Origin of the sequence: Streptomyces sp. cf386, from assembly GCF_900103585.1 — a bacterium.
GTDB lineage: Bacteria > Actinomycetota > Actinomycetes > Streptomycetales > Streptomycetaceae > Streptomyces.
The window spans coordinates 184,737-207,428 of the sequence record NZ_FNHV01000013.1 but is presented as its reverse complement, the minus strand read 5'-3'; the positions used below and the strand labels follow the sequence as shown (position 1 = coordinate 207,428).

Sequence of the window (22,692 nt, the reverse complement as noted above, 5' to 3'; positions counted from 1 at the left end):
CATTTCAGGCATTGCATAGGAGGCATTGCCGTCAAACACCGGCGAGCCCGCACTCGGCCCAGATGACCTTCCCCTGCGGGAGGTAGCGCGTACCCCAGCTCCGTGACAGCTGCGCGACGAGGAACAGGCCACGACCGCCCTCGTCGGTGCCGGCCGCCCGGCGCAGGTGCGGGGCGGTGTTGCTGGCGTCGGAGACCTCGCAGATCAGGGTGCGGCCGTGGAGCAGCCGTACCCGGATGGGCCCGGCACCGTGGCGGATGGCGTTGGTGACCAGCTCACTGAGCATGAGTTCCGCCGCGAACGCGGCCTCGTCGAGTCCCCAGTCGGCCAGCTGCCGGACTGCGGAGGCACGGATTTCGCTGACCAGGGCCGGGTCGGCGGGCAGGTCCCAGGTGGCGATCCGGCCGGGGTCCAGGGCGTGGGTGCGGGCGACGAGCAGGGCGATATCGTCGCACGGATGGGCGGGCGCCACGGTGTCCAGGACGGCCTGACAGGTGTCCTCGGGTGTGCGGTCCGACTGGGCCAGGACTTCTCGCAGCTGGTCGAGGACCACGTCGACGTCGCGTTGCCGGTCCTCTATGAGTCCGTCCGTGTAGAGGACGAGCCGGCTGTCCTCGGGGAGGTGGATCTCGGTGGCCTCGAAGGGCAGGCCGCCGAGACCGAGAGGCGGCCCGGCGGGCAGATCGGGGTAGGACACCGTGCCGTCGGGGTGAACCACCGCGGGTGGAGGATGGCCTGCGCGGGCCATGGTGCACTGCTGCGAGGTCGGGTCGTAGATCGCGTACAGGCAGGTGGCGCCGATGATGCCGCCGCCGTCGGAGGCGGGGTCCTCCCGGTCCAGACGTCCCACGAGGTTGTCGAGGTGCGTGAGGACGTCGTCCGGAGGGAAGTCCAGTTCGGCGAAGCTGCGTGCGGCGGTGCGCAGTCGGCCCATGGTGGCCGCGGAGAGCATGCCGTGTCCGACGACGTCGCCGACGAAGAGGCCGATCCGGGTTCCCGAGAGGGGCACGACGTCGTACCAGTCTCCGCCGACGTCGGATTCGGCGGGCAGATAGCGATGCGCGACGTCGACGGCGTCCTGATCGGGCATCCCGTGCGGGAGCAGGCTGCGCTGCAGGGCCAGGGCCATGGTGCGTTCGCGCGTGTAGCGCCGCGCGTTGTCGATGGACAGGGCGGCTCGGGTGGCCAGTTCCTGGGCCAGCGACCGGTCGTCGTCACCGAAGGGTGCCGGGTCCTGCCCTCGGTAGAAGCCGACGATGCCCAGCACGACACCGCGGGCGACCAAGGGCACCGTGATGAGGGAGTGGATGTGGCTCAGCAGTTGCTCGGTGTGCTCGGGGTCCTGCGCGAGCCATCCGGCGGCGGCCTTCAGGTCCGGTTCCAGCACTGCCTGCCCGTCGGTCAGGCACCGCAGTTGGGGCGTCGTCGGACCGTAGTCGACCCGCTTTCCGACCGGCCAGAAGGGAAGGTCGTCGCGAATGCCGTGGACCACCGTGCGACGCAGGTCGCTGCCGGGATCGGCGGACTCCTCGCCGCGCAGTACGGCCTCGGGCAGGTCGATGGTGACGAAGTCGGCCAGTCGCGGGACCGCCGTCTCGGCGAGTTCCTCAGCGGTGCGGCGTATGTCCAAGGTGGTGCCGATGCGGGTGCCGGCCTCGGAGAGCAGTTCCAGGCGGCGTCGCGCGGCCAGGGCGTACGTCCCCACGTGCGGCTCCCCCACCAGCACGAGCCCTCTCTCCGGGGGCGGCGGGTCGGGGTGATGATCCGTCGCGCCGTCGGCGTCGGTGGTCGTGGCGCCCTGGCCGAATTCGGCAACGGGCAGGTGCCTGGACGACACGGTGACGGAGAGATGCCCGGGCGCCGGAGTGGCATGAGCAGCCCCGGACAGCGAGCCGCCGAGGACGCCGGCAAGCTCGGCGGGGGCACCCAGCGGCTCGTCGGCCTGACGTGGGACGGCTAGGGACATTGCAGGCGAGAGGGCGGGGAGGACGGCCTCGACGGCGATACCTGCCACGCCAGAGGCAGTCGTCACCGGACGGCTCACGAGCGTGACCCTCCGGCCGTCGGACAGGTGCACGTCGACGGCGGCCCGATCCCCTCGGGAGATCAGCTCGGCGGCCGTCCCCATGAGGACGGACTGGTCTCGGGGGTGCAGTTCGAGGGCCAGTTCGTCCACCCCGATTCCGCGGTGGAGACCGGCCGCGGTGCGGGCTCCCGCGTCCAGGTATGCCCGCAGCAGGGCGCGCTCTCGCGCGGAACTCTGCCCCAGCAGCCGCCGCTCGATGGCCTCCGCCGCCTTGCGTATCACGGTGTCGAGCGCCGGGTTCTCGACGCCGCGCGGATACCCGAAGCAGAGGACACCCTCGATACGGCCGCTGAGCGGGTCCCGGACGGGGAGTGCGCGGCAGGCGCTTCCCTGGGAACGCTCGGCGAAGTGCTCGGCGCCGTAGACCCGGATGAGTCGGCGCTCCGCGAGGGCGAGACCGATGCCGTTGGTACCGGCGACCCGCTCGGCGAACACGAAGCCAGGGACGCGCTGGATCGCCGGGAGAACTCTGGCCAGGGACGCCTCTCCGAATCGGCGCAGGAGGACCGTGCCGTTCGCGTCCGCGACGGAGATGTTCATCGCGCTGCCGGCGAACCGGGTCTGCAACCGATCGAGGACGGGCACGGCCGCGCGCACGATCGGGCCGTCCGGATCGAAATCATCCCGGAAGGGAAGGTCGTCCTGGTCCGGCGAGAGCCCCAGGACCCCGCAGCGCTGCCACGAACTCAAGATCGACGCCCGTACGCCCGCCTCGACCGGCTCACCCTGCAGAAACCGCTCACGGGAACGGGCGGGCCCTGTGCCGTCTGTCGCAGGCCCCGTCGGCATCGACTCCCCACCGGGCAGAACCACGCTGCGCCTCACTCACGCCTTCAATAACCGGCTCTTCGGAAATATCTGGCATTGACGAGAATACGGGACATAACGGGCGAGAGGCACGATTCGCAAGGTCCTCACGCACAGTAACCGGAGGGAGTCGCCGTCACAGGATCGCGACCGGGGTGACGGGTGAGCCGGTCCCACCCGGAATGTTCAACGGAGCCACGACGAGCATGAATTCATACCGCCCCTCCTCGGCCGTCGCGGCGGAGAGCGCCTCCAGGTCGAGGTTGTCCAGCAGCGGCACCCCCATCGCCGCCACGGCCAGGGCGTGGACCGGCGAGTGCACGCCGTCCACCGGCGAGGGCCGCACATCACTGTCGCCGTCTCCGCCCAGCAGCGCGATACCGCGCTCGGCCAGCAGGGGTACGGCGTCCACGTGGAAGCCCGCGCTCGCCGTGTCGGGGTCCCAGGCACCGAGTTCCGCGCGGCGACGGACGTGTCCGGAGCGCAGCAGCACCGCGTCGCCCTCGCCGATCGTCACATCGAGCGCCTTCTCCGCAGCGATGATGTCCTTCACGTGGACCGCTCGCCCCGGCTCCAGCCAGCAAATCCCCAGGACGGCAGGAAGGTCGAGGAGCACACCCTTCGTGACGAGCGGGCCGAGCGTCGACACCGCGCCGAAGCGGGCGCCCGCGGAGTCGACGACCTCGTGCGCCGCCCGGCCGTCGTAGAGCTGCCCCCGGTAGGCGATGTGGCTCAGGGCGTCGAGATGGGTGACACCTTTGCCGTGGTAGTCGACAGCGATGAAATCCTTGCGGGTGCTGGGTTCGGGGGCTTCGACTTCACCCAGATCGGTCATGTGGTGCAGGGCCGGTTTGCGGTTGTCGGGGCCGGGCCGGGTGTTCCAGGGCAGCGCCATCGGGACGACGGTCCCGGACCGCACCGTGGCCGTGGCCCGCCGCGCATGGTCCGCGGTCACCCGGTTCCAGGCACCACGGTCGGCCGGGGCCCACTGCCCCCATGTACGAACCGCTTCGAAGAGTGCGTCGAACTCCCGACGGGATACGGCAGGACCGTTGCCGTCCTCGGCCGGCGCAGGATCCGGGACCTGGGCGGAACGAGAGCTCATCTGTCCTCACCGATCATTCCGGGGGCGTACCCACCGATTGTCGGCGAATGTGCAGGTCATCGCGCGGTGCAGCGCCACATGCGCCTGGTGGAGGGCGAACGGCGTCCTGCGAGCCGTGCGCGCCGCGGTACTCCGCCCACGCGCTCTCCAGCGTTGCTCTTCGGGAGCCGTCGGGGTCGTCGGCCACCGGCCCGCCCGGCGAGCGTCTCCAGGGCGACGCTGACGGCGGCGGTGTCGGTGTCGGTGTCGGTGTCGGTGTCGGTGTCGGTGTCGGCGATGAGCGCAGCAGATCAACAAGTACGGCACGCCGAAATTCGGACTCCTGGTGTGCACCCTGCGCGACTTCTTCTCCTTCTTCCCGGCGCCGGGCTGGTACTCGTTCGGACCTCGACGCGGCGGCATCCTTCGGCAACGCCTTCGACGCCGCTCAGGGCATCAGACTCGCCTGGCAGATGGAGCAGGCGACGGCCGGCCGGGCTCCGACCGATGTGGTCCGTCCGGAACACCTCACCCCGGTCGACCGCGCGATCCTCGCGGAGGCGACCCGCGTGGTCGCCGGCAGTCGGCGCCGCATGGACAACATGGCACGGTACGTCATGCCCGAGATGCGTCAGCGCCCAGGGAACATGAGGAGTGAGAAGTGAACTTCGTTGCCCCCCTCAGCCTTTCCGCCTCCCGGATCCGCGAGCTGCTGTCGTACCCACGCGCCGTCGAGGTGCTCGGGGACGGCGCGCTGGCCGACGGAGCCGGCACCATCGTCACCCCGCCCAGGACCGTCTCGCACATGAGCGAGCAGTGGTCGGTCCTGCTGATGCCCGCGGCCTCGCCCTCCTACTGGGGCGCGAAGATCATCAGCGTGTCGCCCGACAACCCCCGCAGAGGGCGCCCCCGGGTCGAGGGAACCTATGTCCTGTTCGACGGCGACACCCATCAGGTGCTGTGTCTGCTCGACGGGGCGGCGCTCACGGAGATCAGGACGGCGGCGGTGTCCGCACTCGCCGTCACGCGGTTGCTCGGTCCCGACACCGACGGTGTCAGGCTCGCCGTGTTCGGCACGGGCAAGCAGGCCGTGTCGCACATCGAAGCCCTCGGGAGCGTCGTCGACCTCGCCTCCGTGCATGTGTGGGGGTCGTCGCCGCAGTCCGCGGCGCGCTTCGCCGACTCGTATGACCTGGGCATCGAAGTGGGTGTGGGCACGCCGGAACATCTGCGCGCCGCCGACCTGATCGCCTGCTGCACCACGTCACGGCGGCCGCTCTTCCCCGCCTCGCTGCTCGACGCGCAGTGCGTCGTCGCGGTCGGCAGTCACGATGCCGAGGCCCAGGAGTTGAGCGGGGAGGCCGTGGGCCGCTGCGGCACGATCGTCGTGGAGGACAAAGGCGTCGCACTGCGGGAAGCCGGCGACATCGTCCAGGCCGTCCGCGGCGGCCACATCGACGAGGACCGGCTCTGCGACCTCGCCTCCCTCGTGGGAGGGAAGGTCACCGTGGACCGAACCGCGCCACGGCTGTTCAAGTCGGTCGGCGTCGGCTGGCAGGACCTGGTCCTGGCCTCGGCGATCTACGAGAGCGCCCGACAGGCCGAGTCCCCGTGACCGACGCCGACCGTGTCACCCGTCGGGCGGTGAGAACAGGATCCTGCGGGTACGGCTGAGGTGCTTGCGGACGAGGCCCTGCGCGCCAGCGCTGTCCAGGGGGACCCTCGCTCTGGTGCGCGGCGCACTCGCGGAGCGCTTGGTCGGAAGATCTCCTTGAGGAGACTCCTGCGTCGTGAGAGACCCTGGCCGGGATGCGGTGTGGTTCTCCCCATTGGATGGTGGAGTCATGAACCATCACCACCAGTCCCAGCAGACGATCCAGATCAACAGGCGGCTCGTCACGACCGGTGTCACGCTCATGGCGGCCGGTGTGTTGGTGGCGAGCGCCGGCGTCGCCGTCGCGGCCTCCGCCGTGTTCACAGCAGGTCGGCGCATGATCCGCGACATGGACGTACCCCCGTCCCAACAGGCCGCAATGAAGTGGCGGCAGGCCAAGGAGGCGTCCCGAGCGGGCATGCAGGCATGGCACTCCGCGTCCGACGCCCAGAACGGGGCGCACGCCCGCTAGTGCAGCCGCCCCCGTCGGCGCGTCGGTAACATCCGGGGACCCGGACCGGGCCGACCGCTCGGCCCGGATTCCCCCCGGGTGGGCGTTGCCTGCCCGGGAAGAGCCGCGAAGAGCCGCAGTGGCATGCCCGTGACGCATCGGGCCGGAGCTTGCCGCTCAGGTGTCGCTCAGGACAGGTCTGAGCCTCCGCCGACCCCGGAATGGTTCATTTGCACAGCGGGCCCTCGGCTCGTCAGCTGCTCCAGTACCTCAAACGACGGCACCCGCCTTGCACGCTCCAGCGCCGCCCCAAGGGCTTTCAGATCGGCGTGCACCTGGCTGTCCCGTTCTCCGGTCCGTTCGACGAGTTCCTTCAGCACCGTGAGTCCCAGGTCGACGTCTTCATCCCCTACGACGGACTTCTCGTCCTCCACCAGCTTCCCCGCTCGTTCGATCAGGGAGGCAGCCTGGCCCGCCAGACGCTCGTCGGCGAGCAGCATGGAGGCGACGGGCAGGTCGAGTCGTTCGATGAGAGTGATCCACTCGCGGCCCGCCTCGGTGCTCCCGAGCAGTCCGTCACGGACCCGACGCAGTGCGTCCACCTCGGTCTGGCGTTTGAGCAGCCGCAGCCCGATCAGATCGAAGGCGCAGATGCTCTGCTGGGCGAGGGCGAGCAGGCCCGCTTTGGCGTCCCGCTTGATGAGCGTGGGGTCCGGTGGATGGAAGGAGTCCTCCAGGCTTGCGACCCGCGGTCCGGTCTCGAAGGTGAAGCCGTATGTCTTACAGAGCGCCGGATTCGCGATGTGCCGGCTGTAGGCGTAGTCGCTCTGGGTACCGGTGGTCGCGTACAGCGCCCGCCCCGTCTGGGGGGTGTACGCGCGTCCGCGTACCGCCGCGATCGCGTTCACGACCCGTTGGGCGACCGTCGTGAAGCGCAGCAGGTCCTGGGGAGTGATGTGTTCCTGGTAGCCGGGGATGCCGATGGGCCTGCAGGTGCCGGTGGGCAGTCCCGTGAACCGCTGCGAGGGATTGCTGGTCTGGTTGAACGCGTGGCCCCACGGATACAGGACGAGTTCCGAGAACGAGTGCACGTCCGCGAAGGTGTGGATGTTCTGCGTGTCCAACAGGTGCTTGACGTTGCGGGTCTCCGGCTCGGAGAACGCGCCTGACCCGACGAAGACCTCGCTGCACGGACTGCACGAGGTCTGCCCCTCCGTCACCCCCCAGAGGATGGCCGCGTTGCGGTTGAGGTCCACCCCGTCGCACGCGGTCCCCGGGTTGTCACGGAGGTTCTTGCGCCACATGCCGTCAACGGTCATCACGTGGTGGCGGCCGTCGGGATTTACGCAGGGCACGAACCACAAGTCGAGGCTCTCCAGTACGAGTTTGACTTCCTGCGCGGTCCAAGTACGCCCGCCGTACACGACATTGGTGCCGTTGAAATAGCTGACGACGAGGTCGACGGCGAGTTCCACCAGAGCGTCGGGGTTCATCAACTCGCGCGCGTGGGTGCCGCCCACGAACAGGACGCCACGGCGATTCGCCCCGCCGCCCGCCCGCAGCCGCAGCGCGAACACCGGACGGCCCTGGACGGAGGGCTCGGGCAACTGGGTCCTGGTGCACAGCTGCGGGAACCATGCGGCCAGCGCCGAGGTCACCGAATCGAGCTGGGCGATTGTCCGGTACATCACGCACCCCCCGCTCGCTCGATGCCTTGGACGTGCTCCTCCAGCCAGGCCATGACCGCGTCGTCCCGTGCCACCAGCTCCGCAGGAAGGGGCCGCACCGGCACAACGGCGTGCAACCGGACTTCGTAGCCGCTCTCAAGGAGTCGCCGGCACTCGTCCGGGGTCACCAGCACCCGGACCTCGCCCTCCGGATCAGGGATCCGGTCCAGATCCAGATCGGCGACGCCCTCGAGATCGCGGATCGTCGGGCCGGGCTGGACCGTGGCGTCGAAACGCACCGCGGGTTCGTCACCCCCGGTGTTCCCGTTTCGGAGTGGAGGCTGCGCACTTTCGGACGCTTCGTTCATGCCCATCTCCATCGGTGCATTTTCAGTCGTGCGGTGAGAACCACCCGACCACTGGAATACCGAAATCCAGAAACGCTGACGGAATCAGCCAATCAACCCCTGCTTTCGATGCTGGGGTCGCCTCGAATCGCTGTCAACTTCAACGCCACAACTGATAGCCGACGCCTCCAGAACCGCCGATCAAACTGCCGATCAATCCGCCGATCAAGCCCATCTGGCCCCCGATTTCAGTCGGCTAACGCACCACGCGGTAGCGGAGGTAAACCACTCCCGAGCTGAAGGTGCGGGTCTCGACGAGTTCGAGATCCACCCGGCGCTCGTGCTGGGGAAAGAACGGAGTGCCGCCGCCGACCAGCACCGGGTAGACCATGGTCCGGTACTCGTCGATCAGACCCGATGCGGCCGCCTCGGCGGCGAGAGTCGCGCCGCCGATCGCGATCTCGCCCTCCCCGGGCTCGGCTCGCAACCGCTCGATCTCCTCCGCCGGGCCGCCGGAGGCCAGGCGGGCATTGCCCTGCACCGCCGACAGCGTGGTGGAGAACACCACCTTCGGGAGCGGATTCCAGAGCGCGGCCCACTCGAGCTCGGGGGCGTCGAGTGAGGGATCCTGGTCGGCGGTCTCCCAGTACAGCATCGTCTCGTACAGCCGTCGCCCCAACAGGTGGACGCCGACCTGTTGAATCTCGTCGATCCAGAAGCGAAAGACCTCCTTGTCGGGCACCGTCCAGTCGAAGCCGCCGTCCGGCCCGACGATGTAGCCGTCCAGTGAGACGCCCATCGAATAGGTCACGCTGCGCATCAGAAGTCCTCCTCGGTGACGGGTTCGACGGTACGACCGCCGGACGCCGCAGAACTCATCGCGGCTCGCGGGTTCCCTCCCCCGGCCGAGTCACCTCACAAGATCATTTCGTCAGGGGGTGGCACCGATCTGCCACCTGGCCTCCCGGCGACCAGGACGAAGGCCGGCAGGCCCCGGGAGCGCAGGCCGCCTCGGGCACCCTCAGCAGGGCGCCGTAGCGCATGAAGGGCGGGAAGTTGATGTTGGCCGTGACTGATCGGTGGATTCAGTCTCAAAGCTTGCGCACAAATTACACACACCCTCTCTACACACTGGCCCCAATGGTCTAGATTGACCGTGCTTCAGCTGTTCGATCACGAGGCGACCACTGGTGGTCAATTCTCGGAGCCCGAGAGAGGGGCCTTGGGTGTGGGGAGCACCCGAGGTTTCGACGGTTCCCGCGCACGTCGAGAGTCAGGCAGGACATGCGCGTCTGTTGCCGCCAAGGCGGATTGTTCAAGTAGCTCTGAAATAGCCGGGAAGTCATGCGGGGGGCCGGAGCCCCACGGGGAGGAACAGCGCGGCCTGGGAGGCGGGGGCCTCCCGGGCGGAGGAACAGGGTTGGGCGAACACGTCGAACCACTGGGACCTGGGGGGTTCTGTGCGGCAAGGGGGATTAGTCAGCCCGTTTCCGTCGGAGCGCGGGCGTCTGGCGAACGGGACGATCAGCCGGCCTGCGATCGAGTGGGAGCAGCGGTACCGCCGTACCGTGATCATCAGCGACACCGTGGCCACCGCCTCCGTGGTGGCGGCGATCGGCAACTTCTTCGGGGCCCGGGACGCGGCCAACTGGCACGAGAAGTGGGTGATTCTCGCCTTCTGTACCGAGCTGCTGGTGCTGGGGGCGCTCGCGGTGAGCCGGTCGTGGGCTCCGGCCGTGCTCGGCCAGGGCGCCGAGGAATTCCGCCGGCTCGGACGCTCACTGTTCGCGGCGACCGTCGTACTGGCGCTCGGCGGGATCGCCCTCACCTCGCGCAACATCAAGCTCTGGATCTTCGTCGCGATCCCCGCGATCGCGCTCGTCACCATGACCGAGCGGTATCTGCTCCGCCTCGGGCTGCACAAACAGCGCAAGGAAGGACGGTGCCTCAGACCGGTGTTGGCTGCCGGGAGCCCGGACACCTTGCAGGACCTGATCACCCGGACCCGCAAGTTCCCGCACCTCGGCTGGCGGGTGGATGGGGTGTGCACGACGGACGGTCGCGGGGTCGACGGTGACCAACTGGACGGAGTGCCGGTCGTCGGCCGACTGGAGGACGTCGCCAAGCACGTCCGCCACGACGGCTACCGTGTCGTCGCGGTCACACCGGACCCGCACTGGTCACCGGACCGGCTGCAACGGCTGGCGTGGAACCTCGAAGGCAGTGACGCCGAGATGGTCGTGGCCCCGGTGCTGATGGAGGTGGCCGGCCCGCGGCTGCACATCGACGCGGTGCTCGGGATCCCGCTGCTGCGGGTCAGCATGCCGACCTTCACCGGGGGCCGCCGGGCGGTCAAAGGGGTCGTCGACCGGATGGGCGCAGCGATCCTGCTGATGCTGTTCGCTCCGCTGATGGTGCTCGTCGGGCTGCTCGTGCTGATGGACAGCCGGGGTGGGGCGTTCTACCGCCAGCGCAGGGTCGGCAAGGACGGCCGCGAATTCACCATTCTCAAGTTCCGCACCATGGTCGCCGGGGCTCACGGGGCACGTGCCGGGCTGGCCGACCGCAACGAGGGCGCCGGCCTGCTGTTCAAGCTCCGCCGGGACCCGCGGGTGACCCGGGTGGGAGCAGTGCTGCGCCGGTACTCGATCGACGAACTCCCGCAGCTTTTCAACGTGCTCACCGGATCGATGTCGCTCGTCGGTCCGCGGCCTCCGTTGCCGGAGGAGTCCGCCGCGTACGGCCCGGACATCCGGCGCCGGCTGCTGGTCAAGCCCGGACTCACCGGCCTGTGGCAGATCAGCGGACGCAGCGACCTGTCGTGGGAGGAGGCGGTCCGGCTGGACCTGCGGTACGTGGAGGACTGGTCGCTCGCCCTGGACACAGTGATCTTGTGGAAGACGCTGCGTGCGGTGCTCTACGGGCAGGGGGCCTACTGATGTGCGGGGGGCTGCAACTCAACGGTCCCGCCGGTGCGCGGACCGCAGGCCAAAAGGGCCTGTCTGGGGGGAGGAACGGATCATGAGAGTGAGCGTTTTCGGGCTCGGCTACGTGGGCTGCGTGTCGGCCGCGTGCCTGGCCGGCATGGGTCACGAGGTCATCGGGGTGGACGTGAACCAGGTGAAGGTCGACCTGGTCAACGACGGCAAGGCCCCGGTGGTCGAGGAGCGGATCGGCGAGCTCATAGCCGACGTCGTGCGGAGCGGAGCATTACGCGCCACCGACGACGTCCGCGAGGCGATCATGGGCAGCGAGGTCTCGTTGATCTGCGTGGGCACGCCGTCGGAGCCCAACGGCAGCCTGTGCACCACGTACTTGGAGCGGGTCACCGAGGAGATCGGCGCCGCGCTGGCCGAGGGGGCCAAGCAGGGGGGCCGGCACACCGTCGTGTTCCGCAGCACCATGCTCCCGGGCACCTGCCTGAACCTGCTGGTACCGATCCTGGAGAAGTACGTCGGCGGCACGGCCGGGGTGGACATCGGGGTCGCGGTCAACCCGGAGTTCCTGCGCGAGGGCACGAGCGTGCGGGACTTCTTCGACCCGCCCAAGACCGTCATCGGCGAGCTCGACCCGGCAAGCGGCGACGTGGTGGCGGCGCTGTACGACGGCCTGCCCGGCGAGGTGTTCCGGGTGCCGGTCCCGACGGCCGAGGCGATCAAGTACGCGGACAACGCGTTCCACGGCCTCAAGATCGGCTTCGCGAACGAGCTGGGCGCGGTGTGCCAGGCGCTCGGGGTGGACTCGCACCAGGTGATCGACGTGTTCCTGGCCGACCGCAAGCTGAACATCAGCCCCGCCTACCTGCGGCCCGGCTTCGCCTTCGGCGGCTCCTGCCTGCCCAAGGACCTGCGCAGCCTGGTCTATGCGGCACAGCGGGCCGACGTCTCGGTGCCCATCCTGTCCCACGTTCTGCCCTCCAACTCCGACCATCTGCAGCGCGCGGTGGAGCTGGTCGAGCGCACCGGCAAGCGCCGGGTGGGAATGTTCGGGCTGTCCTTCAAACCCGGCACCGACGACCTCCGCGAGAGCCCGCTCGTCGAGCTGGCGGAGAGGCTCTTCGGCAAGGGGTACGACCTGCGGATCTACGACGCCAACGTAAGCCTCTCCCGGCTGATGGGCGCGAACCGCGAGTACATCGAGACCCGGCTGCCGCACCTGGCGCAGCTGCTCGCGGACTCCGTCGACGAGGTGCTCGAGCACGCCGAGGTGTGCCTGGTCGGGACCATGGATCCTGCCGTGCTGTCGGCGCTGCCTCATGGCGACGGCCCGGTGATCGTCGACCTCATCCACCTTCCCGACGCCGATGCGCGCCGGGCCGAACCGGGGTACGTGGGCCTTGCTTGGTGACATAGCCGGCGACGACGGGCCGGCCCGTCGCGCGCTGATTCTGGTGGAGAACCTGTCGGTGCCGTTCGACCGTCGGGTGTGGCAGGAGTGCACGACGCTGCGCGACGCGGGGTGGGAGGTGCACGTCATCTGCCCCCGGGGGGAAAAGCGGGACACGGAGTTGGAGGCGGAGATCGACGGGGTGCGGATCCACCGCTACCCGTTGCGCGCGGCCACCGGAGGGCCGGCCGGCTACCTGCGGGAGTACGGATCTGCGTTGTGGCATACGGTCCGGCTGGCCCGGACGGTCGGCCCGGTCGACGTGGTCCACGCCTGCAATCCGCCCGACCTGCTGTTCCTGCCCGCACTGTGGATGAAGCGGCGTGGCGCGCGGTTCGTCTTCGACCAGCACGACCTGGTGCCCGAGCTGTACCTCTCCCGGTTCGACCGTGGCAAGGATCTGCTCTACCGCGCCGTGTGCGCGCTGGAACGGCGGACCTACCGGGCCGCGGACGTCGTGCTCGCCACGAACGAGAGCTACCGGGACGTCGCACTGCGCCGTGGCGGACGGCGGCCCGCGGACGTCTTCGTGGTGCGCAGCGCGCCCGACATCGACCGCTTCCATCCGGTGCCGCCCGAGCCCGAGTTGAAGCGCGGCAAGCCTCATCTGCTGTGCTACCTCGGCGTCATGGGCCCGCAGGACGGCGTCGACTACGCATTGCGGTCCTTGGCGAAGCTGCGCGACGAGCTCGGGCGCACCGACTGGCATGCGGTGTTCATCGGCTCCGGCGACGCCTTCGACGCGATGGTGGAGCTTTCCCGGCGGCTCGGGCTCTCGGAGCAGGTGCAGTTCACCGGGCGCATTCCGGACGCCGACCTGGCGCGCTACCTGTCCACCGCGGACGTATGCCTCTCCCCCGACCCGCACAATCCGCTCAACGACGTGTCCACCATGAACAAGGTCCTGGAGTACATGGTGATGGGCCGGCCGATCGTCTCGTTCGACCTCCGGGAGGCGCGAGTCTCCGCCGGGGACGCCGCCGTCTACGCGCCCGCCAACAACGAGGCCGAATTCGCCAGGCTCGTCGCGCTGTTACTGGACGATCCGGAGGAGCGGGCCCGGATGGGCAAGATCGGCCAGGAGCGGATCAGCGGGCCGCTCTCCTGGCGGAACTCGCAGGCGTCGTTGCTCGCCGCCTACGCCGCCGCCTGCCGTGACCGCGCTCCGGTGTCGGCGGGCGACCCGAACCGGGCAGGGAGGAGACCGCGCCGTTGAGCGATGACACGATACGGCTGGTCACGATCGGCCTGATTATCCGTCGGCGCCGACGGCTTCTCACCATCCTCGCCTTGGTGGGTGCGCTCGTCGGCTACGGCACCTCTTTGGTGTTTCCGCCGCGCTACACGACGTCGGCATCGGTCCTGTTGCCGGGGGCGTGGGAGGAGCGCGAGCTGCTGACTCAGGCGGAGATCGCGACCAGTTCGGTGGTGGTCGACCGCGCGGCCGCCACGCTCGGCTGGACCGGGGTCAGCGGCAGCGAGCTGCGGGATCGGGTGAGCGCCGAGGCCGCCGACGGGAACATCATCAAGATCTCGGGTACCGCCGACACCCCCAAACGTGCACAGCAACTCTCCGACCAGGTGGCCCAGCAGTTCGTCGCATTCGCCGCGCGGATTGCGGGCGACAGCTCCGACCCCGAAGCGGCGACGGGGCCCGAGGCGCTGCGGAAGACGGTGGAGGAGACCAGCCGCCGCATCACCGACCTGGCCGATGCGGCCGATCCGGGGCAGACCGTGGAGAGCGTGCAGGGCCGCGCCGAGCTCGCGAAGCTGCGCACCACGCTGCAGGAGGCCATGGACAAGCTGGACCAGGCCGACCCGGCGGCCAGCCAGGCCAACTTGGTCGTCATGGGGCCGGCGGCCCGGCCGACCGGGGAGGCACCGCCGACGAGGACGCAGCTCATCGTCGGCGGGGCGCTGCTGTTCTTCCTGCTCTCGGTCATCGGTCATCTCGCCGCCGCGCGGGCGAGCCGCCGACTGCGCACCGAACCGGAGATCGCCGCGGCACTGGGCTCGGCGCTGCTGGGTACCGTCGACGTACCTGGTGAACGTCCCGCGCACCGGCCGGAAGACCACGGCCCGCGGGCCCGGCTCCGCCTGCTGTTGGGCGTCGACATCCGGTGGGACGTACCGACCCCGCAGGCCTCCGGCGACGTGGCCGGCAGGCAGATCCGCTACCGACGGGTGTGCGCCCGCATCCGGGACCAACTGTCGGCGCCCCGGCTGCTGTTGGCCGTCGTCCCGGACGGTGACGGGATCGCCCGCCGAGCCGCCGAGCAGCTCGCCGCGGAGGCTGAGAGCGATCCGCTGCTGCGGGTGGTGGAGGTTTCGGTGTCCCAGCCGATGGTGCCGGACCGCGACAACGAGTCCGGTGTCCTGGTCGTGGTCAGCGCGGGCAGCTGGACCGCAGAGGAGCTCGCCGGCATCGCCGAGGCGTGTGCGGACGCGGGGCACGAGGTCGTCGGCACTGTCGTCGCCGGCCCGGTCCAGGCCCGTCCGACGAGGTCTGCCGGCCATGCTCCGGATGGCGCCGCGCCGCCGATCGCCGTCGGCGTCGACACGAGGGGCGGTTCAGGGTGACGACGAGTACGACTTCGGAGTCTTCGGCCGCCGCTCCGCTCCTTGACCTGCAGGCGCTGGTGGTCGCGGTGCGCAGGCGCCGCCGCCTCTGGTGTTCCATGGCACTGCTGGGGCTGCTCGTCGGCGCGGCACTGGCGGTCCTGATGCCGCCACCGCCGACCGCGGTGACCAAGGTGCTGGTGGCGCACCAGGAGGACCAGCCGAACGACCCCGGAACGCTGATCCGCACCGACGTCGCGCTGCTGCAGACCACGCGGATCGCCGACAAGGCCCTGCGGGCTCTCAAGTCCCCGGAAAAACCGGAGGACTTCATGGAGGACTACGGGGGTACCGGCTTGACCAACAACCTGCTGCAGATCAATGCGACAGGTGACAGCGACGCGGAAGCGGTGGCCCGAGCCAAGGCGCTGGCCGACGCGTTCGTCGCGGACCATGTGAGGCGGATCCAGGAAGCCGCGGACGCCGAGGCCAAGACCCTGCTCGGCCAGCGTGACCGCATGCGGAACGAACTCGCCGAGGTCAACAAGGCGATCGAAGCCGGATCGCCGCAGAGCAGCCCGGAAGGCTCGGCGAACCTCGAGTCGCTCTTCGCCCGCCGGGCCGAACTCACCTCGCGGATAGCCGATTTCGATCAGCGAGCCGCAGAGGCGCGCACCGGCACGCCCCGGCTCATCACCGGCACACAAATCGTGGACGCACCGCGCGCGGTGCGTCATTCCCTGCCCAGGACCGCTGCCACCAACACCGCGATCGGGCTCGTCCTCGGGCTCGTCCTCGGGCTCGCGGTGGCCGCGGTCGGCACGGTGGTGGCGGACCGCCCCGTGCTGCGCCGGGAGATCGCGGCGAACCTGGGCGCCTCGGTCATCGCGGAGCTGCGCCGCACGCCCCGTTGGTCGGCCAGGCTGTGGCAGCGCCGACGGACCCGGGCGGCACGGGCAAGGCTCACCACGTCCCTGGCCCGCACCGTGCGCGGCTCCGCGGAACCGGTGTCGCTCCTGGAACTGGGCTGTGCGCGCAGCGCAAGTGTGATCGCCCTGGACCTCGCCCGGGCACTGACGGCGGACGGACCAGTGGTCATCATCGATGGCCTGCCCGGCCCGCAGCTCGCCAACCGCCGCCCGAAGCCTGGAGACCCGACCGTGGTCAGCGGCGAGCTTGCCGCGGCCGTGTCGCATGAGGAGCACCGGATCGGCGTCGGCTCGGTGGCGCCCGGCGCGGCGTGGACCGACCTCCAGTACCTCGGCACCCAGACCGTGCTCGTCGTGCGGGCCGGGCACGGCAGCGCCGCATGGCTGCACACCGTGGCAAGGCAGCTCGCGGACCAGCGCATTCCAGTGATCGGTGTGGTGCTGATCGACCCCGATCCGCGTGACCGGACCGACGGCACGCTGTGGGACGGGCTGCACACCGCGCTGCGCGGCCGGAGCGAGCGGCCGGCCCGGCAGAACGGGACGGGCCTGCCGCGGACGGAGCAGCCGTCGTGGGCCGTACGAGTCCCGGACACCGACCAGGAGGCGCGGTAAGACGTGTGTGGCATAGCAGGCACCTACCGATGGCCGGACGGGAAGGTCGTGACCGACCGGCTCACCGATACCCTCGCCCACCGCGGGCCGGACGGGGCGGGCCGGTACAGCCACCCCGCCGGTGACGGCGAAGTGCATCTCGGGCACCGTCGGCTGGCCATCATCGACCTGTCCGAGACCGGCGCCCAGCCGATGGTCTCGGACGGCCTCGCCCTGACGTACAACGGCGAGCTGTACAACGCGCCCGAGCTGCGTGCCGAGTTGGCAGCCGCCGGCGTGCGCTTCCGCGGCACCTCCGACACCGAGGTGCTCCTTGAGGCCTGGCGGCGCTGGGGCACGGACTGCCTGCCCCGGCTGCGCGGCATGTTCGCGTTCGGGATCTTCGACGAGCGAACCGGTGAACTGGTGCTGGCCCGCGACCAGTTGGGCATCAAGCCGCTGTTCCTGCTCCGGCGCGGCGAGGGCCTGGTGTTCGCCTCAGAGCTCAAGGCGCTCGCCGCCGCGACCGGCGGATCGCTGGAAGTGGACCATGCGGCGCTGGTGGCCTCGCTCCTCTACTACTGGGTGCCGGACTCGCGGTGCGCGTTCCGCGAAGCGGAGAAGCTGCCGCCGGGGAGCTGGCTGAGGTGCCGGCCCGACGGCCGGGTGGAGCGCGGCCGGTACTGGCACCTGAGGGACGTCGCCGCCGAGGGCCAGGAGCGGGCCCGCAGGGGCGAGCGGCCGGACCTGGCCGCCATCGTCGAGGAGTCGACCCGGCAGCACCTGCTCTCCGACGTACCCGTCGCGACCTTCCTCTCCGGCGGTCTCGACTCCAGCTGGCTGACCGCGCTGGCGGCCCGCCACCGACCCGGGATCTCCGCCTACACGATCGGGTTCCGCGCCGAGGACGCCAGGTTCGAGGCGATGCCGGACGACCTGCGCTATGCCCGGCAGGTGGCCGAGCGTTTCGGCGTCGACCTGCACGAGATCGAGATCGCCCCGAACGTGCTCGACCTGCTGCCGCAGATGACGTACCACCTGGACGAGCCGATCGGCGACCCCGCCGCGATCAACACCTTCCTGATCTGCTCGGCCGCCCGGGAGGCCGGGGTCAAGGTGATGCTCTCGGGGATGGGTGCCGACGAGCTGTTCGCCGGGTACCGCAAGCACCTGGCCAACCTGCTCGCGCTGCGTTACCAGCGCGTCCCACGGCCCCTGCGGCGCGGGGTGTCCAGGGCCGTGGCCCGGCTGCCGGTCGCCACGGCCCGCCGGGGCTATCGGTCGGTGCGCTTCGCGAAGCGGTTCCTCTCCTTCGCCGATCTGCCGGAGGAGACCGCGTTCCGGCGCAGCTACACCATGTACGACCAGGACGAACTGCTCGCCCTGGTCGATCCGGACCTGGCCGGGACGGTCGACGACGTGCTGACCGAACACGCGGACATCTACCGGGACAACGACCTCGACGACTTCGTCAACCGCATGTGCCTGGGCGACGCCCGGATGTTCCTGCCGGGTCTGAACCTCACGTACACGGACCGGTCGAGCATGGCCGCGTCGACCGAGGTGCGGGTGCCGTACGTGGACGTCGAGGTGGTCAAGGCGGCGTTCGCCGTGCCCGGCGATCGCAAGATCGTCGGACGGCAGGGCAAGGCCGTCCTCAAGGAGGCGGCCACCTCGATCCTGCCCCGCGAGATCGTCTACCGGCCCAAGGGCCTGTTCAGCGCGCCGCTGCGCGCCTGGATGAGCCGGGATCTGGCACCGCTGGTACGCGAGGTGGTGAACGACGGCGTGCTCGTCAGCTCCGGGCTCCTGCGCCGCGACGCACTGGCGCGCATGGTCGCCGAGGACGCCGCCGGGCAGCGGGACTTCTCCAAGCATCTGTGGCATGTGCTGACCCTCGAGTACTGGTATCGCGACGCGACCTCTGGGTCCGGCCAGAGCACTCGGTTATCGGCTTAGGAATCAGAGGAGTTCGGGTGAAGCAGGTTGTACAGAACTACAAGAGCGGCGAGCTGGCGGTGCTCGACGTGCCGGTGCCGGGGTGCAAGCCGGGCGGTGTGCTGGTCCGCACCGCCTACTCGCTGATATCCACCGGGACCGAGCTCATGAAGGTGTCCGAGGCCGGCATGTCGATGCTGGGCAAGGCCCGCTCCCGGCCGGACCAGGTGGCCAAGGTCATGCAGAGCGTGGCCACCAACGGGGTGCCCGCCACCTACCGCAAGGTGATGGGCAAGCTGGACTCCTACACGCCGCTGGGCTACTCGCTGTGCGGGGTGGTCGAGCAGGTCGGCACCGGGGTCGACGACGTGAAGGTCGGCGACCTTGTGGCCTGCGCCGGCAACGAGCACGCGCTGCACGCCGAGTTGAACTGGGTGCCGAAGAACCTGTACACCCCGGTGCCGGACGGCCTCGCCCCGCGGCAAGCGGCCTTCGGCACCGTCGGGTCGATCGCCATGCAGGGTGTCCGCCAAGGTGAGCCCCAGCTCGGCGAAGTGGCACTGGTCATCGGCCTCGGGCTGATCGGGCAACTGGTCGTGCAGCTCCTCGCCGCCTCGGGAGTGCGCGTCGTCGGGGCCGACCCCGACCCGGTGCGCTGCCAGCTCGCCGAGCGCCTGGGCGCCGCGGCCTGCGGCGATCCCGCGTCCGCGGCCGTGCAAGCCGCCGTCGCCGAGCTCACCGGCGGTCACGGAGTGGACCAGGTGTACCTGGCCGCCGGCGGCGGCAGCAACCAACCCGTCGAGCTGGCCGCCCAGCTCTGCCGGGACCGCGGCCGGGTCGTCGACATCGGCAAGTGCCGCCTGGACCTGCCGTGGAACGCGTACTACGAGAAGGAACTCGACGTCCGGTTCTCGCGGTCCTACGGCCCCGGGCGCTACGACCCGGAGTACGAGCTGGAGGGCCGGGACTACCCGATCGGCTACGTGCGCTGGACCGAGCGCCGCAACCTGGCCTGCTTCCTCGACCTCGTCGCCCGCGGCAGCGTCGACGTGGAGCCCTTGGTCTCCCACATCGCCGACTTCGACGACGCCGTGGAGACGTACCAGCGCCTGAAGGACGGCGAGTTGAAGGCCGTGGCCGTGCTGTTCCGGTACCCCGAACAGGCGGTGGAAGCCGAGGCTCCGGCGGTGGCCGTTCCCCCGGTCAACGTGACGCGGAGTCCGGCCCGTGCTGCCAGGACGCCGGTGCGCCTCGCGTTCGTCGGCGCGGGAAACTACGCGACGTCGATGCTGCTGCCGCACCTGGCACAACGCGACGGCGTCGAGTTGTCGACAGTCGTCACCACGACGGCGCTGTCCGCGGCCAACGCGAAGCGGAAGTTCGGCTTCGCCGAGGCGACCACCGATCTCGACGCCGTGCTCGGCGACAAGTCCATCGACGCGGTGTTCGTGGTCACCCGGCACAGCTCGCACGCCGACCTGACCCGGAGGGCGCTGCTGGCCGGCAAGGCGGTGTTCGTGGAGAAGCCGCTGGCACTCACCGAGGACGAGCTGGCCGGCGTGCTCGCGGCGGTGGAGGAGTCCGGCAACGACCGGCTGCAGGTGGGCTTCAACCGCCGGTTCGCGCCGCTGCTGACCGAGGCCAAGAAGCGGTTCGGCACCCGGACCGGTCCCGCGAGCCTGCGCTACCTGGTCAACGCGGGCCGGCTCCAGCACGGCAGCTGGTACCTCCAACAGGGCACCGAGGGCTCGCGTTTCGCCGGCGAGGGTGGGCACTTCATCGATACGGCGAGCTGGCTGCTCGATGCCGACCCGGTCTCGGTGTACGCGGTCGCCGCGTCCGGCAACGAGGACCTGCAGGTCGTGCTGCGCTACCCGGACGGGTCCACCGCCACCATCAGCTACGTCACCACCGGCGCGCCCGGCTTCCCCAAGGAGACGCTGGACCTGGTCGCGGACGGCAAGGTGCTGCGGCTCGACGACTTCGTCCGTGCCTCGGTGTACGGGCGCAAGAAGTGGGTCAGTTCGCGGCTGCCCAAGGCCCGGGACAAGGGGCAGAACGCCGAGCTCGCCGCGTTCATCAAGGCCGTGCGGACCGGCGGGCCGATGCCGGTGCCGCTGGAGTCGCTGGTCGCCACCACGGCGGCCACCCTCGCCGTGCAGGCCGGACTGGCCGGCGGTGCGCCGGTGACGTTGGAGCGGGCGCGATGACCATGAGCGCGGGCTGGTACCTGCGGCGGCTGTCCCGGATGGGCCCGCGGGAGGTCGGCGGCCGGATGGGCGACGCGGTGCGCAGACGGCGGTGGCGGTCGGCGCGGCCCAACTGCCCGACGGTGACCGGCGCCCGGTTCACCGCGGTACTGCCCGCCGGGACGATCGCCGCGATACCTCCGGACGCCGCGAAACGTCTCATCGCCGAGGCGGACCGGCTGATGTACGGGCACGCCGAGTACTTCGGGGTGGTCCGCGACGACCTGACCGACCCCGACTGGTGGAGCGACCCGAAGACCGGGCGCCGGGCTCCGTGGGGCTACGCCTTCGACGTGCCGTACCGGAACGAGGACGCGGTCGGGGACATCAAGCAGATCTGGGAGCTGTCCCGGCATCAGTACCTCACCGTGCTCGCCGCCGCCTACGCGATCACCGGGAACGAGCGGTACGCCGAGCGCGTGGCCGAGCACCTGCGGTCGTGGTGGGCGGCCAACCCACCGCTGCGCGGCGTGCACTGGATCAGCGGCATCGAGCTGGGCATCCGGCTGCTGTCCTGGGTGTGGATCCGCCGGCTGCTCGACGGCTGGCCGGGCGCGGCCGGGCTGTTCGAGGGCAACCCGGTGGCGCTGAAACAGATCTGGCACCACCAGCGCTGGCTGGCCGCCTTCCCCAGCCGGGGATCCTCGGCGAACAACCACATCATCGCCGAGGCCGCCGGGCAGTTCGCCGCAGCCTGCGCGTTCGGGTGGTTCCCCTCCTCGGCGCGCTGGCGAGCCGACGCGCTGCGGTCGCTGGAGCGGCAGCTGCGCAGCAACACCTTCGGCTCCGGCCTCAACCGCGAGCTGGCCACCGAATATCACGGGCTTGTGCTGGAGCTCGGCCTGGCGGCGGTGGCCGAGGCGGATGCCGCCGCCGTGCCGGTCCCCGCGTCGATCCGGCTGGTGCTGCTGCGGATGACCGATGCGCTCGCGGCCATCGTGGACGGCCGGTTACGACCGCCGCGCCAGGGGGACGCGGACGACGGGCACGGTCTGGTCGTGGACGGCGCGGGCACCGACCGCTGGGCTTCACTGCTGGCCACCGGGGACGCCGTGTTCGGCCGGCTCGACTGGTGGCCGGCGGTGACCGGCACCGATGTGCGCACCCCGCTTCTGACCGCGCTCATCCGGCCGTACTCGAAGAATGAAACGGCACCGGCCGTGTCCCGCCCGGCAGGCCGACCGGCCCATTTCGCCGACGCGGGCATGACCATCCTGCGTGGTCCGGAAGGTTCGGGAGAGATCTGGTGCCGCTGCGACGGCGGTCCGCACGGTTTCCTGTCCATCGCCGCGCATGCCCACGCGGACGCGCTGTCCGTGGAGGTCCGGCACGACGGGGTCGACGTGCTCGCCGACCCGGGGACGTACTGCTACCACGGGCAGCCCGAGTGGCGGCAGTACTTCCGGTCGACCCTCGGCCACAACACCCTGCAACTGGACGGCGCTGACCAGTCCGTCTCCGGCGGCCCGTTCCTGTGGACCCGGCAGGCCCGCAGCCGCGTCCTGGCCGTGGACACCTCCGACGCCTCCGAAGGGGGGACGGCCCGCTGGAGCGCCGAGCACGACGGCTACCAGGGCTCCGTGCACCGCCGCCGGGTGGAACTGGCCGCTGCGAGCCAGGAGTTGAGGGTGGTCGACGAGGTGCGCGGGCCACGCCGGGCCGCACGCCTCGCATTCCACCTCGGCCCGGCGATCGTCGCGGACCTGGTGGGGAACCGGGCAGTACTCACCTGGACCCGGGACGGCGAGGACCGCTCCGCGGTGCTCGACCTGCCCGGGCAGCTGACCTGGCGGGCTCATCGCGGCGAGACCCACCCGCCGCTGGGTTGGTACTCCCCCGGCTTCGGGCGCAAGGAATCCACCACCACGCTGGTCGGCACCGGCTTCGCCGACGGCACGGAAGAGTTCACCACCGTGCTCAGGTTCCGCGGCTAGGGGGGCG

16 protein-coding genes are annotated in these 22,692 nt (G+C 70.4%); 11 read left to right on the top strand and 5 right to left on the bottom strand.

Annotated features, from left to right (window positions below):
* Positions 1-31: 31 nt before the first annotated feature.
* On the bottom strand, positions 32-2,875 hold the full coding sequence (locus BLU79_RS30955) for a SpoIIE family protein phosphatase (RefSeq protein WP_093909240.1): 2,844 nt from the start codon (positions 2,873-2,875) through the stop codon (positions 32-34).
* A 154-nt stretch (positions 2,876-3,029) separates the two neighbouring features.
* Positions 3,030-3,998, bottom strand: coding sequence for a cyclase family protein (locus BLU79_RS30950; RefSeq protein WP_093909239.1), 969 nt, complete (start codon positions 3,996-3,998; stop codon positions 3,030-3,032).
* Between BLU79_RS30950 and BLU79_RS30945 the strand changes: the two genes are divergently transcribed.
* The 3 genes from BLU79_RS30945 to BLU79_RS30935 all read left to right on the top strand — a co-directional run bounded on the left by BLU79_RS30945 (position 3,890) and on the right by BLU79_RS30935 (position 6,103).
* Complete coding sequence (locus BLU79_RS30945; RefSeq protein WP_371131969.1) at positions 3,890-4,642, top strand: putative nucleotidyltransferase substrate binding domain-containing protein; 753 nt, start codon at positions 3,890-3,892, stop codon at positions 4,640-4,642. The two genes, BLU79_RS30950 and BLU79_RS30945, sit on opposite strands and share 109 nt — an antisense overlap.
* Positions 4,639-5,592, top strand: coding sequence for an ornithine cyclodeaminase family protein (locus BLU79_RS30940; RefSeq protein WP_093909237.1), 954 nt, complete (start codon positions 4,639-4,641; stop codon positions 5,590-5,592). The genes BLU79_RS30945 and BLU79_RS30940 overlap by 4 nt, the downstream gene beginning before the upstream one ends.
* A gap of 229 nt (positions 5,593-5,821) precedes the next feature.
* Positions 5,822-6,103 (top strand): hypothetical protein, encoded by a 282-nt coding sequence (locus tag BLU79_RS30935; protein ID WP_093909236.1) that lies wholly within the window; start codon positions 5,822-5,824, stop codon positions 6,101-6,103.
* A 167-nt stretch (positions 6,104-6,270) separates the two neighbouring features.
* On the opposite strand, the gene BLU79_RS30930 is transcribed toward BLU79_RS30935, so the two are convergent.
* From BLU79_RS30930 to BLU79_RS30920, 3 genes are all read right to left on the bottom strand, one after another.
* Entirely contained in the window at positions 6,271-7,770 is a 1,500-nt protein-coding gene (locus BLU79_RS30930) for a M14 family zinc carboxypeptidase (protein WP_143052535.1), read from the bottom strand.
* Positions 7,770-8,048, bottom strand: coding sequence for a hypothetical protein (locus BLU79_RS30925; protein WP_143052534.1), 279 nt, complete (start codon positions 8,046-8,048; stop codon positions 7,770-7,772). The genes BLU79_RS30930 and BLU79_RS30925 overlap by 1 nt, the downstream gene beginning before the upstream one ends.
* A 304-nt stretch (positions 8,049-8,352) precedes the next feature.
* Entirely contained in the window at positions 8,353-8,916 is a 564-nt protein-coding gene (locus BLU79_RS30920) for a dihydrofolate reductase family protein (RefSeq protein WP_093909233.1), read from the bottom strand.
* Positions 8,917-9,556: 640 nt separating this feature from the next.
* Between BLU79_RS30920 and BLU79_RS30910 the strand changes: the two genes are divergently transcribed.
* From BLU79_RS30910 to BLU79_RS30875, 8 genes are all read left to right on the top strand, one after another.
* Positions 9,557-11,035: a sugar transferase gene (locus tag BLU79_RS30910; RefSeq protein WP_093909231.1), complete on the top strand. Its 1,479-nt coding sequence runs from the start codon at positions 9,557-9,559 to the stop codon at positions 11,033-11,035.
* Positions 11,036-11,117: 82 nt separating this feature from the next.
* A complete protein-coding gene (locus BLU79_RS30905; RefSeq protein ID WP_093909230.1) occupies positions 11,118-12,443 on the top strand; it encodes a nucleotide sugar dehydrogenase in 1,326 nt (441 codons plus the stop codon).
* Positions 12,400-13,698: a glycosyltransferase family 4 protein gene (locus tag BLU79_RS30900; protein WP_093909229.1), complete on the top strand. Its 1,299-nt coding sequence runs from the start codon at positions 12,400-12,402 to the stop codon at positions 13,696-13,698. Before BLU79_RS30905 ends, BLU79_RS30900 begins: the two co-directional genes overlap by 44 nt.
* Complete coding sequence (locus BLU79_RS30895; RefSeq protein WP_093909228.1) at positions 13,695-15,062, top strand: Wzz/FepE/Etk N-terminal domain-containing protein; 1,368 nt, start codon at positions 13,695-13,697, stop codon at positions 15,060-15,062. Before BLU79_RS30900 ends, BLU79_RS30895 begins: the two co-directional genes overlap by 4 nt.
* A complete protein-coding gene (locus BLU79_RS30890) occupies positions 15,059-16,585 on the top strand; it encodes a Wzz/FepE/Etk N-terminal domain-containing protein (RefSeq protein WP_093909227.1) in 1,527 nt (508 codons plus the stop codon). The genes BLU79_RS30895 and BLU79_RS30890 overlap by 4 nt, the downstream gene beginning before the upstream one ends.
* A 3-nt stretch (positions 16,586-16,588) precedes the next feature.
* Positions 16,589-18,523, top strand: coding sequence for an asparagine synthase (glutamine-hydrolyzing) (gene asnB, locus BLU79_RS30885; protein ID WP_093909226.1), 1,935 nt, complete (start codon positions 16,589-16,591; stop codon positions 18,521-18,523).
* Positions 18,524-18,540: 17 nt separating this feature from the next.
* Positions 18,541-20,712, top strand: coding sequence for a bi-domain-containing oxidoreductase (locus BLU79_RS30880; protein WP_093909225.1), 2,172 nt, complete (start codon positions 18,541-18,543; stop codon positions 20,710-20,712).
* Positions 20,709-22,685, top strand: coding sequence for an alginate lyase family protein (locus BLU79_RS30875; protein WP_093909224.1), 1,977 nt, complete (start codon positions 20,709-20,711; stop codon positions 22,683-22,685). Before BLU79_RS30880 ends, BLU79_RS30875 begins: the two co-directional genes overlap by 4 nt.
* Positions 22,686-22,692: the final 7 nt, after the last annotated feature.

Excerpts from the sequence above, each read along its gene's own strand:
- BLU79_RS30930 (WP_143052535.1), bottom strand. The coding sequence starts at position 7,770 with ATGTACCGGACAATCGCCCAGCTCGATTCGGTGACCTCGGCGCTGGCC.
- BLU79_RS30945 (WP_371131969.1), top strand. The coding sequence starts at position 3,890 with ATGTACGAACCGCTTCGAAGAGTGCGTCGAACTCCCGACGGGATACGG.
- BLU79_RS30935 (WP_093909236.1), top strand. The coding sequence starts at position 5,822 with ATGAACCATCACCACCAGTCCCAGCAGACGATCCAGATCAACAGGCGG.
- BLU79_RS30920 (WP_093909233.1), bottom strand. The coding sequence starts at position 8,916 with ATGCGCAGCGTGACCTATTCGATGGGCGTCTCACTGGACGGCTACATC.
- BLU79_RS30875 (WP_093909224.1), top strand. The coding sequence starts at position 20,709 with ATGACCATGAGCGCGGGCTGGTACCTGCGGCGGCTGTCCCGGATGGGC.
- BLU79_RS30905 (WP_093909230.1), top strand. The coding sequence starts at position 11,118 with ATGAGAGTGAGCGTTTTCGGGCTCGGCTACGTGGGCTGCGTGTCGGCC.
- BLU79_RS30950 (WP_093909239.1), bottom strand. The coding sequence starts at position 3,998 with ATGAGCTCTCGTTCCGCCCAGGTCCCGGATCCTGCGCCGGCCGAGGAC.
- BLU79_RS30900 (WP_093909229.1), top strand. The coding sequence starts at position 12,400 with ATGCGCGCCGGGCCGAACCGGGGTACGTGGGCCTTGCTTGGTGACATA.
- BLU79_RS30955 (WP_093909240.1), bottom strand. The coding sequence starts at position 2,875 with ATGCCGACGGGGCCTGCGACAGACGGCACAGGGCCCGCCCGTTCCCGT.